This is a genomic window from Methanosarcina sp. 1.H.T.1A.1, assembly GCF_000979295.1.
In the GTDB taxonomy this organism is placed as follows: domain Archaea; phylum Halobacteriota; class Methanosarcinia; order Methanosarcinales; family Methanosarcinaceae; genus Methanosarcina.
Genome location: NZ_JJQY01000107.1, coordinates 38,124 through 51,135 on the forward strand (window position 1 = coordinate 38,124; position 13,012 = coordinate 51,135).

Consider the following 13,012-nt stretch of genomic DNA (forward strand, 5'->3'; position numbering starts at 1 on the left):
TTACATAAAAGAGTTCTTTTTTCCGGGGCAAGTTTCTTCTTTTATGCTCTTTAGCCAATTCGTGGGCGGAGTGTTTTTTGTCCTGCTGATAGTGGCCGTAGGCGCTCTAAGCATATCAGCCTTCAAACTCGTTTTCAGGCATATTAAAGGAAATTAAACAAACGGTTAGATATTGTATAGAAATAAAAGCTAAATGTGAAAAAGGGGTTTGGGTAACTGAAAATAAAAAACTGCCTTTCACTGGAATTCGTTTTACTGATATTATTTTTAATGATAATACCCGCAGGTACCGCTGCAGCAGCTACGGGCATCACTGTGGATGAAAACGGAGGAGCAGACTATACCTCCATACAGGAAGCTGTAAACCATTCTAAATCCGGGGATACAATTCTCGTTTTCAACGGAACGTATACGGAAAATGTGGACGTGAACAGGGAGTTAACCATAATCTCAAAGTCCGGAAACCCGGAGGATACGATTGTCCAGGCAGCCGACCCGAGCGATCATGTGTTCCATATGACGGCAAGTAATGTTACAATTAGCGGCTTTAACGTTACAGGAGCAAACAGTACCGGGAAAAGCCGCGAGCCTTGTGGGATATACCTTGACGGAAGATCCGAATTATTCAGGGCTCCGGAGGAAAATGTGGATGATGGGGTAAATGAAGGAGTTGATGGAGAAGTAAATGGAGGAGTGAACGGGGGAATGGACGGAGAAGCAGATAGCGGAGTTTATGCCTGCACCCTCTCCAACAATAAAATATCCAACAACATCCTGGGCATTTTCCTGGAAGATGCCGACAACAACACCCTGAGCAATAATACCGCGTCGAATAACTATATCGCTATCTTTCTGGCTGCATCTGACAGCAATGAACTGAAGGGCAACTCCGCGTCGGACAATAAGGGCGGAGTCTTTATGTTCGGAGGCGCAAACAACGCATTTAGCGAGAACAGGATTTCGAGGAGCGGGACCGGTTTTCTGCTGGAATATTACAGCAGTAATAATATTTTTAACAACAACACCGCCCTGGACAATGAAAACGGCTTCTATATCCGGGGCGCCGAAAATATCACACTGATAAACAACAATGCAAGCTCGAACAATGAAACCGGGATCTGCCTGGACTCCTCCTCAAATAACAGCCTGGAAAGCAACAGGGCAGACCTGAACAGGAAATACGGCATCCATCTCAACCATTTTTCCTGGAACAACGAGCTTAAAAACAATACTGCTTCAAGGAACGAGAACGGGATCATGCTGTATTATTACAGCGAAAACAATTCCCTGACAGGAAACACTGCAAACCTTAACAGCAAAAACGGGATCTACCTGAACGAAACCTCCGGCAACACCCTTGAAGCAAACACTGCAAACTCGAACAACGGGCACGGGATCTATCTCAAGTCTTCCACCTTCAACACGCTCAATAACAACACCGTAAGCTCAAACAGCCTTTACGGCATCTACCTTGACCCCTCGAATAATAAAACAGTGAACACAAGGATAGTGACCGAGGATTTCAAGTACTGCAGGTTCCTCGAGGACTCCAGCAACAACAATACGGTAAGCGGGAATTACCTGAATGGTAATAGTGAAGCCATCGTGGCAAATGGTTCGGAAAACAGCATTTATGATAACCATTTCGAGGAAAAAACAACCCTGGAAGTACCTTTCCCCGTCAGGGTAACGGCAGTGATCGACAGAATAAGGTATTTTTTATTAGCTCCCCAAATTCCGGCGAATTGATTTTGTAGAAATGCTGACCATTTCGGGAAAAGGGAAGTTTCCGGAGTCCGACCGAACCTTAACAGTTTACCCGGAGATACTATTCCGTGAATCCAGAAAAGAAAAAAAATATTCAGGCCAGAAAAATCCGGCCGTAAACGGATATAACATCATTCTAACGTTTTTACAGACCATAGCCTGCTTTCCTTTCCACTAACCTTCCATACAGGTTTGCAACAAATATCGAATTTGTGAAGAACATTGCAGGTATGCCCACAAGTACAATTGAAAGGACTGCAAATATAATAAAAAGAGCATACTGTTTCAGTACGGTAATGATATATTCCCCAAGGTTGTCCCTGACGACGTTCAGGATGTCAAACTCAAAGAAAGACTCAACGGTCTGTTTCCTGAAGAAATTAACGGCAAGCATAGGGATCACAAAGAACCCTAACAGCAGGTTGACAATGTTCCCCAGGGTTTCATTAACATACATTGTAGCAAACAGTACAACTGTATATGCAATGTAGAAAGGAAGAGACTTCAGGAAAACCATAAACCCGAGTTTCAGGTCTTCCATAAAATCGAGTTTAATAAGCCTCTCATACCTGCCCTCAATAAATTCATTAACGAGCCTTACAACGTAGCCGAAAAGTGCAAGCCACCCTATTATGGGAATAAATAACAAGAGTATGTAAAGAAGCCTTTGCGGCACTTTGAACGGATATTTAACAGCTTCAGAAAAACTTATGGTTTCTATAATAATCACCAGATATAGTCCTATTTTGTAAGTATATAAAACTTTGTAAAAATAAAACTAGAGAAATATATAAAGTAACATAAATTAATTTACAAAGATCCTGTCCCTGAAAAAGTAAAGCCGAGAAGTAACAATCAGGAAGTATAAGTAAACGAAAATCAAGATATAAGTAAACGAAAATCAAGAAAAATGGAGATACTTACTGTAAAAGCCCGTTCGTAACTGAGCTAATCCCAAAACCAGCTTTGTTCCCAAATCATTAACGTTTTTAGGACTGTTTTCTATGAGCAAAAACTCGATTAAATGTTTGAAATAAGGGACTTGGAGACGTCATTTTGAGTTTTGGGATTAGCTTAATGTATGAGTGTAAACAGTCTGAATTTGATTTTTGAAATGGAAAGCTTTCAGATATGGGTTTTTTCTAACCCCTCCGGATCTTTGCATAAATTTGTTGAGATGAAAAACTTGCCCCGGTTATTTTTTCTTTTTATCTTTTTCGAGCATTTTCTTTGCTTCCTTATCGCCGGAAGAAGCTTTTTTCTGCAGATTTTCCATTTCTTTGCGAGCTCTGGAGTTAGAGATCTTTTCCATATCTTTCTTAGCCATTGCCATATAACAAACCTTCAGCGAGACTGCTTATGCAACCTCTTCGTAATGTTTATGCAGCTTCAACTCTATTACATATTGCTGCAAGTATGGCGCATAAGTGTTGAAAATATTTAATAGTTTCTGTCCGGAAGGAAAAACGCAAATAAGGCAGATTAAAATAAGAAAAATGAAGAAACTGGATAATGAGAATATCCAGGACCAGACTTAAAAAGAAGGGTTTTGGAATATACATTTACGGATTAACTGCATTGGGTCATAGAATCAGGGATTTTCAAGCCCTATAAGCATAAATATCCCTATTAAGAACAACAGAATCGGAAGGAGCACAGCTACTGCAGCCCTTTTTGTGCTAATGTTATGGACATGCTTTCCCCCAATGGTTTGCAGATAGGGTGTGTAAATGATGGAATGAAAAACAGGTACGGAATCAAATATTCCCGGAGCCTCGGCATAGGCAACAAGTCGGTAAGTCCCCTGATAGCTGCCAGTGCCTCCAACAAGTCTGAATAAAATATGGAGTATTGCTCCATAGATAAAGTTCAATAAAATAACACCAATTACTAGCAAGAGAAGGCCGGACAAAAAAGAAACGTTGCCTGCTTCCCATATTACATCCAGGTGAGGATCAAAGATCCTGCCGACTGTGGATGTGAGCAAACCTGCAACCAACGTATTCATGGCTGTAAAAACAACAGGATCTGCATAACCTCCTTTTTTTGGCATCTCTCGGAAAAATCGGTCAGGACTGAAAACGACCTCTTTCCATGTATCTATGTAACTCATCTGGAAGACCAACTCCGGCAAATAAAGAGTAAAATATCTTATAAAGGATTCAGTAGCTCGAAAATTTTAGAATATTTGATAATGTAAGCAAGCATTGTGAATAATCTAAATCTCACTACAAACAAAAGAAGTTATATAAGTAATTTATTCAGATATTTTTATCTTTTCCAGACAATTGTTTTTAAGCAGTAACCTCTGACTAAAAATAGATCGAATCTAAAATTGGCTCACCTGCCAGGAGAACATTTTTTCAGGAAAACGAATATAGAAAAGAAAATTGGAATTGATAACTCCCTGCCTGAAAAGATAATCCGAACAGAGAATCCGCACGAAATGAGAGCTGTGCGTCTGCGTAAACGCTACGGTCTGATTTATAAAGCTGAAGAGTGGCGAAAAAGAAAGCACGCAAGAAGTTTCTGCAGGAAATGCGGAGGGTCAAGGGAACTTCTGATCGAAAAGTTTGAGTCTAATTCTAATATTTCCGCTTGAATAAATAATCATTATCAATGAGCATAGTAGATAGGGAGATTAAAAACAGATAAATTACACCGTAATTGAGAAGAGATTTTCGGGACCGGATTTTAGAAATTCCCGGTCCCTCTCACAAATGTAAGACAAAAAGGAAAAAAATTATCAAAGGGTTATTTTTTCTTTTGCTTTGCAAGTTTCTTCTTTGCGTCCTTGCTACCTGCGGCAGCCAGTTTTTCCAGCTCTCCCATCTTTTCTTTCTTAGCGCTCTTCTTCTTATCCATATCTTTTTTAGACATTGCCATTGTATATACCTTCATAAAATTTGGTGAAATCGCAATACCTGTACATGCTACTGAAGTACAGTGCTGAAACAGATACCATCGTAATCTATTATTCTCAGTTTTAGAAGTATTTATCATTTTCCCGCGAAAGGGAAACTCTTTGACCTGGGCGTGAGTTAATGGGTTAGAAACTGGCTTTATAGATCCCAATAAGGGTAAAAATGAGCCAGAAAAGAGGATTTAAGAGAATAATAATTCCCTCCAATCACTCTGATGGGGTTACTGTCCTTCCCTTTCTTTCCTGTATTTGCACATTGCCCTGACGAGGCCCTTGAACGGGGGAGACGGCCTTCCCGGTCTTGACCTGAACTCCGGGTGGAACTGAGAAGCAAAGAAGAAACGCTTGTCAGGAATTTCGGCGATTTCCATCCGGTTTTTGTTTTTGCCGGAAAAGACTATGCCGAAGGGTTCAAGCCTGTCCACGAACTCGGGGTTCACCTCATACCTGTGGCGGTGGCGCTCAACAATATAATTGGTGCCGTAGAGCTTTGTGGCAAGGGAGCCTTCTTTAAGGATGGCTTCGTAATCTCCAAGGCGCATGGTGCCGCCCATATCCGCAACTCCGGTCTGCTCCGGGAGGATGTCAATGACCGGGTAAGGAGTATCTTCATCAAACTCCGTACTGTTTGCGTTATCCAGCTTCGCCACATTTCTTGCAAACTCGATCACAGCAAGCTGCATGCCAAGGCAGATTCCGAGGAACGGGATATTGTTTTCCCTTGCATATTTGATTGCAAGCATCTTACCTTCAGTCCCGCGCCCGCCAAAGCCTCCGGGAATCAGGATGCCGTCAACCTGCATGAACTTCTCAACCTCTGCAGGATCGTCTTCCAGAGTCTCGGCCTCAACCATCCTGACCTCAACCCTGCACCCATTATCTATTCCACCGTGCTTGACAGCCTCAAGTATACTCAGGTAAGAGTCCTCAAGGTTTGTGTATTTGCCTACAATTGCCAGCTTGACCTCGTCGGTTGTGGACTTCATCCTTGCAACCATCTCTCTCCACCTGTCATCTTCAACACAGGACTCAAGTTTCAGGTGCTTCATGAGCTGGGTGGTCAGTCCCTGCTCTTCAATGACAAGAGGCACTTCGTAAATATCGTCTGCATCATAAGCGCTGATAACCAGTTCCTGTGGCACATCGCAGAAAAGGGCAATCTTTTCCTTGGCGCTTTCCTGAAGAGGAGTCTTTGACCTTGCAACGATTACTTCGGGGCTCAAACCAAGAGCTCGGAGTTCCTTCACCGAATGCTGGGAAGGCTTGGTTTTCTGTTCGCCCTGAAGGTCTTCCATAACAAGGGTAACGTGGATAAAGACTATATTTTCGGAAGGTTCTTCCCTGTGCATCTGGCGGACAGCCTCAAGGAAAGGCATGCTCTCAATGTCTCCGACAGTCCCTCCGATCTCAACAAGGCAGATATCAGCTCCGCTCCTGGCTGCAACCTTTCTTATTTTATTTTTGATCTCGTTTGTAATATGGGGAATGATCTGGACGGTCTTTCCGAGGTAGTCTCCTCTTCTCTCCTTGGCGATTACTTCCTGGTAAACCTTGCCTGTGGTGAGGTTGTGGTCTCTGGTAAGTTCCGTGTCAAGGAACCTCTCGTAGTTTCCGAGGTCCAGGTCAACTTCTCCTCCGTCCTTGAGAACAAAAACTTCCCCATGCTGGTAGGGGCTCATGGTGCCTGCATCAATATTGATGTAAGGGTCGATCTTGATAGCCGTAACTTTATATCCTTTGTTTTTCAGGTTCCTGCCGATGGACGCGATGGTGATGCCTTTCCCAAGCCCGCTCATCACCCCACCGGTAACTACGATATATTTCATGGGTAAGCTTCCTCGATAATTTTTCTAATAAAGGGGTTTTAGATCAAAAGATTCCTGTGAACTTTAGACTAAAAAGCAATCAGATGAACAACATATACAAATGATTAACTTCAATTCTTGCGTACGAACACAATACCAATATCTTCATGATATAAAAATTACTCTCTAATTCCAGGAAAAAATAATCTCAAATCACAAACGAAAACCAAAGCAGGATTACAGCAAACGAAAAACAGAGCAAGCTTACAAAAAAGCTAAAAAAAGAACTCACGAAGCTCGATTAAGAATTAAAACAAGAAGGAAATTCAGATAAGCGAGCTTATCTGAGGACCTCAGTTTACTTAGAATTTTATTTTCCTGAAAGTATGATTTTTGCCGATGATATATTTCATCCATTTTAGCCAAATATATTTCATCCGGACTACAAAATGAGATATGAGCCCGGTTTCCCGGAGTTGCTCAACCTTCTTCCATAATTTTTAGCAGGATGTAGGCTATACAGGTCACAAATAGGATTGAGAATAAGAGGGCCTGAGTAAAACTGACACTGAACTGAAGTCCAGCTGGCAGAATGAAGTAAAGGAAGAATAAGAATACAAGCAGTAAAAAACCTCCAAAAGCCAGGGCCAGAGGAAGCCTTTCATTCTGTCCCATACCTTTTCTGGTTCTTTTTCCCGAAGTGGATGAAAGCCCTCCCTTAAAATTCCTCAGGAAGGACGATGAAAACCCGCTATATCCGCTTCTGCTTCCGCTTCCTGTCCTCGGACGAGAGGCTTTTATTACAGGTTCCACTACGGAAGGCCTTGAGGAATTTAACTCTTCCGTGTCTTCTTCCCTTTTTGTAGCCTCATCCTTTGAGGGCTCCTGCGGCTTTGCCCCTGCATTTCCTAGATTGACTGGAAAACCTTTCTTTTTCGAGCCGTAACCTGCAGTGATATAAATATGACCCTTTGTAAGTACCCTACCTTCCTGTGGGATTCTTGCAACTGCAGAAACGTATTCTTTCTGGAGCACATAGGGGTTGTCCCGCAAAAAAGTGATCTGGCCTTTTAGTTCTTCACTCACTGAAAGGTGGATATGGGTTGGAGACCCGTAGTTTGTAACCAGGATTTCGAAAGTCTGCTCTCCGCCTGGATAAAGAGGAATCTCAATGCTTTCGTTTTCAAACTCAATAGAGTTTATTTCCTGCCGGTTAATGATAACATTCTGGAATATTTGCTCCAAGTTCAACCCTCACATCATTTCCTGAGGTCTGGAGGAAGCAAATTCGGAATCCCCTCATCTATGGGATAATGCTCTTTACAGACAGGGCAGTAGAGGGTTCCGGATATGACCTCTTCTTCGTTTTCTTCAACAACGTTCAAAATAAGGTCGCCCTTACATATAGGGCAGGCCAGAATATCCATAAGATCTTTTTTCACAAAAATTCACCATCAAAGCCACTTTTGCGATAGGGGAAACAGAATTTTACTTTTAGTGGGGATATTTAAAGGTCCTGTAATCAAATGATCCTGATTCTTATTTATTCTTCATTCTCAGACATGAGAACCTTATCCTACTATTTACATTTAATTCTTATATATTCGCCAGGGTTATTTACTTATATCTTTTGTGGACCTGGCATTCTTTCGCAGAGCTCGTGTTCCTGATCCTTGCTATTTGGTTTTCTGATACCTTTATCTTCAGGCATCGATTTATTCCTGACGATTCCTATTCATTGACTTAATTATATATTCCATTGACTTCTCTTTTGACTTAATTATATATTCCATTGACTTCTCTTTTGACTTATTTATATATTCTATTGACTTCTCTTATCCGTATCCTTTGATCCATGTTATGCAGGATACTTATTTTATTCAGTAATCTTCCTTCAATTCATCTTCCTATTTTAATGTGATCTAAGTATCAGGTAATCTATCATTTTACAGGCTATTTATTAGTTGAGTTTTTAGTACATCTGTCTGAAGGAATAACTTCAAATATATATTAACACGTTGCGTTTTTTAAAAAAGTATATAATATGATAACATTTGATAGTCCTAAACAATTTTCTCAACTTAACAAGTTGAGCTTCAGGAACAAGATAAGGTTTAGCTCAATTTATTTTAGGATCACGTGTTTCAGAAGATACTCCCTAATCCAGGAATCAAGAACGGAATTTCGGGAAATTTTCTAAAACATGCAATAAGATGTGGGATAATAAATGAGACAGACAGCATTTGAGAAAAGCATTGACTCTGCAAGCCAGACCATGCTCCAGAAAGCGGAACAAGAAGGCATAGAAACTGCCTGGGATAGGTATGAGCAGCAACTGCCTCAATGCAGTTTCGGGCAACTTGGGGTCTGCTGCCGGAACTGTAACATGGGCCCCTGCAGGATAGATCCTTTCGGGGAAGGGGCTGAGAAGGGAATATGTGGCGCTACGGCAGACATTATAGTTGCTCGAAATCTCTTACGGATGATTGCAGCAGGAGCAGCCGCACATTCCGACCATGCCAGAGATTCAGTATTAACCTTTAAGAAAATGAGCGAAGGAGAAGCCGGCAGCTACGAGATAAAAGACGAAGCAAAGCTGTTCTCCCTGGCTTCGGAGTACGGGATTCCCGCAGAAGGAAAGAGCCGTGAAGAAGTGGCAGCTGAACTTGCCAATGCGCTGCTTCTGGAGTTTGGAAAACAGAATGGGCCTGTTTTATGCACAAAGAGGGCGCCCGGATCAAGGCTCAGGCTCTGGTCAGAGCTTGGGATAGAACCCCGGGGAATTGACCGGGAAATTGTAGAATGTATGCACAGAACCCATATGGGCGTGGACAATAACGCAACTCATCTCCTGCTGCAGGGACTGCGTACAGGGCTTTCGGACGGATGGGGAGGCTCCATGATTGCTACAGATGTCCAGGATATACTCTTCGGGACCCCGGAACCAAAGAAGAGTACTGTAAACCTTGGAGTGCTCTCCCTTGATAAGGTAAACGTAATTGTCCACGGGCATGAACCAATCCTCTCGGAAATGATTGTGGAAGCTGCAGAAGATCCTGAGCTTCTTGAACTTGCAAAGGAGAACGGAGCAGCAGGTATCAATGTTGCCGGGATTTGCTGTACCGGAAATGAAACTCTTATGCGTCACGGGACACCCATAGCAGGCAACTTCCTCCAGCAGGAACTCGCAGTGATTACAGGGGCCGTAGAAGCTATGGTCGTGGATGTACAGTGCATTATGCCGTCTCTTGGAGGACTTACCGGCTGCTACCATACAAAATTTATATCCACGTCTCCAAAAGCCGATTTCCCGGGAACTGTGAGAATGGAATACCATGAAGATGAGGCTTATGAAACTGCAAAAGAAATTGTAAGGGCAGCCGTGGAAAATTTCCCGAACCGGAACCGCGAAAAGGTAAGTATCCCGGAAGAAAAGCAGGAGTGCATGGTCGGTTTCAGTGTCGAAGCAATCCTCAATGCCCTTGGAGGAAGCCCTGACCCTCTCATCGAGGCGATTGCCGGAGGTTCGGTGAAAGGAATCGGAGCGGTTGTTGGATGCAATAATGTAAAGGTCCAGCACAATTACGGGCATGTGAACCTTGTAAAGGAGCTGATCAAGAATAATGTCCTGGTAGTGACCACCGGATGCAATGCGATTGCCTGTGCCGAAGCCGGGCTTCTTGTGCCGGAAGCTGCTGTTCTGGCAGGAGACGGACTCAAAGGCATCTGCGAAGCCCTTGGCATTCCTCCTGTCCTGCACATGGGTTCCTGTGTTGATATCAGCCGCATCCTGGTGCTTGCCTCGGCAATTGCAAACCGCCTGGGTGTGGATATAAGTGACCTTCCCGCTGCCGGTGCAGCCCCTGAATGGATGAGCGAAAAAGCAGTGAGTATAGGGGCTTACGTTGTTTCTTCCGGAGTGTTTACCGTGCTCGGCACGATCCCCCCTGTCCTTGGCAGCCAGGCAGTTACAGCTCTTCTGACAAAAGGCCTGGACAGTGTTGTTGGAGCAAGTTTTGCAGTTGAGCCTGACCCCTTCAAAGCTGCAAACCTTATGCTTGAGCATATTGAAGGAAAAAGAAAGGCACTGGGCTTGAAGTAAGGGAGGCATTCACAATGAAAGACGTGATAATCCGGCCTGAACGCTGCCTGGGCTGCCACTCCTGCGAAGTTGCCTGTGCTGTTGCACATTCAAAGAGCAAAACCCTCTTTTCGGCTTTAGGAGAAGAACCTGCCCCAAAAAAACGCATCTCTGTTGAATACATCCCTGCCCTTGAAGCCTCCGTGCCGATCACCTGCCGCCATTGCGAGGATGCTCCCTGTGTTTCGGTTTGCCCCACAAAAGCTCTTTCCAGAGACACAATTACAAGCACTGTAAGCCACAACCCGGAACGCTGCGTGGACTGCTGGACCTGTTCTACGGTCTGCACCCGTTTTTCTTCTCTGTACCAGTTAATTCTTGCTGCAGGGTGCTGGACCTCTTCCATGGCCTGCAATTATGGAGTGATCGGCAGGCGGACTGAAGAGGGGACTGTGATAAAATGTGACCTCTGCGAGGGCAGGGAGTTGCCTGCCTGCGTGGAGGCCTGTCCCACACATGCCCTTGTGTTTTCGGAGGTAGAAGGGCGTTAAGGAACAAAATGCACTGAGGCTTCCCTGAAACCTCCAGGGTGAATCAAAACTACGCTGTCAGACCCCTTACGCCGGCAGACTTCGTTGAAGGTAACGGGGTTTTGTTCACACCACGCTTTAATTCTGCAAAAGGAAACAATAACCTGATATGGAGTATAATGTCGAGGTAAAATATCAGGTGCGTTCCATCTTTTGCCATCCTGGTCCCTGTTTTCTAACAGGAAACTTGATGCCTTTAGCTCGTTGAGTTCCAGGATGATATATATAAATGATTATTGCAATATTGACATAAAGAACCGGAAAAGAAAAAGGGGAGTCAGGTATGAACAGTAATATTTACAGGAAGATAATGGTTGCAACCGATGGTTCGGAACTCGTCAAAAAAGCGGTTGATACTGCTGTTGAAGTCGCAAAACTAAGCGAGGCAAAGCTCTATGCCGTATATGTTGTCTCTTCGGGAGGGGGGTCGATGGCTCATCCTAGAGATGTGGGGTGGGAAAAAGCAATGAAAGAGCATCTCGCTACCGAAGGAAAGGAAGCAACAGCTTATGTCGAAACCGCAGGAAAAGCTGCGGATGTTGAAGTTGAATCCGTTATCCTTGAAGGAAGTCCTGCGCATGAGATTATCGATTTTGCAGAAAAAAATGACATCGACCTTATCGTAATGGGGACACTCGGCAGGACCGGAATCCAGAAGTTTTTGCTGGGAAGCGTGGCTCAGAATGTGGTGAGGCATTCCCGGAAAGCCGTACTGGTTGTAAAGGGAATGGAAGCAAAGTAAAACTAAATGTAAAACGCTAAGTGTAAAATGCTAAACGTTAAAAAACTAAATATAAAAGCTGGGATTTTTCAGGGCAGGAGTCCCGGATTTTTTCGGGATAGATTGATTTACCTGCCCGGCCCAAATAACTTTCAATGATAGGACTTTTCCTCAACGTACTGGACTTTGCGCTTCCGATACTGTTTATGATTTTTGTGGGGCTTATGGGTACCAGCGTGCTTGTGGAACTCGGCCTGATGCAGAAGGTCTCAAAATTTGTAAGCCCTATTTTTGCCTATACGAACCTGCCAGAAACCTGTGCTTCAGCTTTCGTTGTGGCAATCGGATCTGCTGTTGCTGCAAACAGTATGCTTTTTCAGGCAAAAAAGGAAAACTGCCTTAACGACCGGGAGACCGTGCTCTGTTCAATGATGAATGCAACCCCTGCCTATTTTCGTGAACTCTTCACCTATCAGATTCCTATCGTGCTGCCTGCGCTAGGTCTCGTAGTAGGGGGATTTTACTCTTTTGTATTTGTGGTCACTGCAGTGTTTAAGATCCTGGTAATTGCGGTTGCAAGCAAGCTTTTTCTTAAAGGCAATTCCTGCAGAGCCCCTGAGACCCGGAGTACGGAAAAAGTGTCTTTGAAGACCGCGTTTAAACGTGCGTTCAAAAAAGAGTTAAGGGTTTTTCTGAAGATTGCAGGAGTTTACCTTATAGCAACCACCATCATCTTTGTCCTTCAGGAGCAGGGAGCTTTCGAGATTTTCAGTGTGCTTCCCCTTGCCGAGCTTTTTAAAATACCCCCGGAGACAATTGTCCCTCTGACAAGTTACGTTGCAAGCCCTATACTCGGAATTTCACTTCTCGGTCCCATGATCCATTCAGGAGAGATAACAAATGTGCAGGCAATGATCGTGCTTATGCTTGGCAGTATGTTCATGCTCCCGATTTTTGCCATCCGCAGCCAGCTCCCAAAAAAAGTAGCTATTTTCGGGACACGCCTTGGAGTCCAGATTGTTGCGTATTCTACGGCAATAAGCATATTTGTAAGGCTTGTAATTTTGTTATTACTGCTGAGTATGGCTTCCTGAAGCACCAGGAATTGCATAAGTTCTCTAAAAC

13 protein-coding genes are annotated in these 13,012 nt (G+C 43.6%); 6 read left to right on the top strand and 7 right to left on the bottom strand.

Translation table 11 applies throughout. The annotated features are described in order from the left end of the window. Positions 1 to 270 precede the first annotated feature (270 nt). Positions 271 to 1,749, top strand: coding sequence for a right-handed parallel beta-helix repeat-containing protein (locus tag EO95_RS11310; RefSeq protein WP_048134786.1), 1,479 nt, complete (start codon positions 271 to 273; stop codon positions 1,747 to 1,749). A gap of 163 nt (positions 1,750 to 1,912) precedes the next feature. Here the strand turns inward: EO95_RS11310 and EO95_RS11315 are convergent, their stop codons facing one another. The 3 genes from EO95_RS11315 to EO95_RS11320 all read right to left on the bottom strand — a co-directional run bounded on the left by EO95_RS11315 (position 1,913) and on the right by EO95_RS11320 (position 3,880). Then, on the bottom strand, positions 1,913 to 2,497 hold the full coding sequence (locus EO95_RS11315) for a DUF4013 domain-containing protein (protein ID WP_235282979.1): 585 nt from the start codon (positions 2,495 to 2,497) through the stop codon (positions 1,913 to 1,915). A gap of 465 nt (positions 2,498 to 2,962) precedes the next feature. Next, the gene (locus tag EO95_RS17670; RefSeq protein ID WP_156160967.1) at positions 2,963 to 3,100 is read right to left on the bottom strand and encodes a hypothetical protein; all 138 of its coding nucleotides are present in this window, start codon (positions 3,098 to 3,100) and stop codon (positions 2,963 to 2,965) included. Positions 3,101 to 3,358: 258 nt separating this feature from the next. Next, entirely contained in the window at positions 3,359 to 3,880 is a 522-nt protein-coding gene (locus EO95_RS11320) for a YIP1 family protein (RefSeq protein ID WP_048134787.1), read from the bottom strand. Positions 3,881 to 4,102: 222 nt separating this feature from the next. On the opposite strand from EO95_RS11320, the gene EO95_RS11325 reads away from it, so the two are divergent. Next, the gene (locus EO95_RS11325; RefSeq protein WP_048134788.1) at positions 4,103 to 4,369 is read left to right on the top strand and encodes a hypothetical protein; all 267 of its coding nucleotides are present in this window, start codon (positions 4,103 to 4,105) and stop codon (positions 4,367 to 4,369) included. A gap of 152 nt (positions 4,370 to 4,521) precedes the next feature. Here the strand turns inward: EO95_RS11325 and EO95_RS18490 are convergent, their stop codons facing one another. From EO95_RS18490 to EO95_RS11340, 4 genes are all read right to left on the bottom strand, one after another. After that, complete coding sequence (locus tag EO95_RS18490; RefSeq protein WP_255350243.1) at positions 4,522 to 4,653, bottom strand: hypothetical protein; 132 nt, start codon at positions 4,651 to 4,653, stop codon at positions 4,522 to 4,524. Between the two features lie 258 nt (positions 4,654 to 4,911). Continuing rightward, on the bottom strand, positions 4,912 to 6,516 hold the full coding sequence (gene pyrG, locus EO95_RS11330; RefSeq protein ID WP_048134789.1) for a glutamine hydrolyzing CTP synthase: 1,605 nt from the start codon (positions 6,514 to 6,516) through the stop codon (positions 4,912 to 4,914). A 459-nt stretch (positions 6,517 to 6,975) separates the two neighbouring features. Beyond that, positions 6,976 to 7,740, bottom strand: coding sequence for a hypothetical protein (locus EO95_RS11335; RefSeq protein WP_048134790.1), 765 nt, complete (start codon positions 7,738 to 7,740; stop codon positions 6,976 to 6,978). A gap of 14 nt (positions 7,741 to 7,754) precedes the next feature. Then, positions 7,755 to 7,937: a methytransferase partner Trm112 gene (locus EO95_RS11340; RefSeq protein ID WP_048134791.1), complete on the bottom strand. Its 183-nt coding sequence runs from the start codon at positions 7,935 to 7,937 to the stop codon at positions 7,755 to 7,757. A 785-nt stretch (positions 7,938 to 8,722) separates the two neighbouring features. On the opposite strand from EO95_RS11340, the gene cooS reads away from it, so the two are divergent. The 4 genes from cooS to EO95_RS11360 all read left to right on the top strand — a co-directional run bounded on the left by cooS (position 8,723) and on the right by EO95_RS11360 (position 12,981). Continuing rightward, the gene (cooS, locus tag EO95_RS11345; RefSeq protein ID WP_048134792.1) at positions 8,723 to 10,597 is read left to right on the top strand and encodes an anaerobic carbon-monoxide dehydrogenase catalytic subunit; all 1,875 of its coding nucleotides are present in this window, start codon (positions 8,723 to 8,725) and stop codon (positions 10,595 to 10,597) included. 14 nt (positions 10,598 to 10,611) lie between these two features. Then, positions 10,612 to 11,127 carry a 4Fe-4S dicluster domain-containing protein gene (locus EO95_RS11350; RefSeq protein WP_048134793.1) on the top strand — a complete coding sequence of 172 codons (516 nt, stop codon included), beginning with the start codon at positions 10,612 to 10,614 and terminating at the stop codon, positions 11,125 to 11,127. Between the two features lie 322 nt (positions 11,128 to 11,449). Continuing rightward, positions 11,450 to 11,908, top strand: coding sequence for a universal stress protein (locus EO95_RS11355; protein WP_048134794.1), 459 nt, complete (start codon positions 11,450 to 11,452; stop codon positions 11,906 to 11,908). Positions 11,909 to 12,042: 134 nt separating this feature from the next. Next, positions 12,043 to 12,981, top strand: a complete 939-nt coding sequence (locus tag EO95_RS11360; protein ID WP_048134795.1) for a nucleoside recognition protein — start codon at positions 12,043 to 12,045, stop codon at positions 12,979 to 12,981. The last annotated feature ends 31 nt before the right edge of the window (positions 12,982 to 13,012 follow it).

Excerpts from the sequence above, each read along its gene's own strand:
- EO95_RS11310 (WP_048134786.1), top strand. The coding sequence starts at position 271 with ATGATAATACCCGCAGGTACCGCTGCAGCAGCTACGGGCATCACTGTG.
- EO95_RS17670 (WP_156160967.1), bottom strand. The coding sequence starts at position 3,100 with ATGGCAATGGCTAAGAAAGATATGGAAAAGATCTCTAACTCCAGAGCT.
- EO95_RS11320 (WP_048134787.1), bottom strand. The coding sequence starts at position 3,880 with ATGAGTTACATAGATACATGGAAAGAGGTCGTTTTCAGTCCTGACCGA.
- EO95_RS18490 (WP_255350243.1), bottom strand. The coding sequence starts at position 4,653 with ATGGCAATGTCTAAAAAAGATATGGATAAGAAGAAGAGCGCTAAGAAA.
- pyrG (WP_048134789.1), bottom strand. The coding sequence starts at position 6,516 with ATGAAATATATCGTAGTTACCGGTGGGGTGATGAGCGGGCTTGGGAAA.
- cooS (WP_048134792.1), top strand. The coding sequence starts at position 8,723 with ATGAGACAGACAGCATTTGAGAAAAGCATTGACTCTGCAAGCCAGACC.
- EO95_RS11350 (WP_048134793.1), top strand. The coding sequence starts at position 10,612 with ATGAAAGACGTGATAATCCGGCCTGAACGCTGCCTGGGCTGCCACTCC.
- EO95_RS11355 (WP_048134794.1), top strand. The coding sequence starts at position 11,450 with ATGAACAGTAATATTTACAGGAAGATAATGGTTGCAACCGATGGTTCG.
- EO95_RS11360 (WP_048134795.1), top strand. The coding sequence starts at position 12,043 with ATGATAGGACTTTTCCTCAACGTACTGGACTTTGCGCTTCCGATACTG.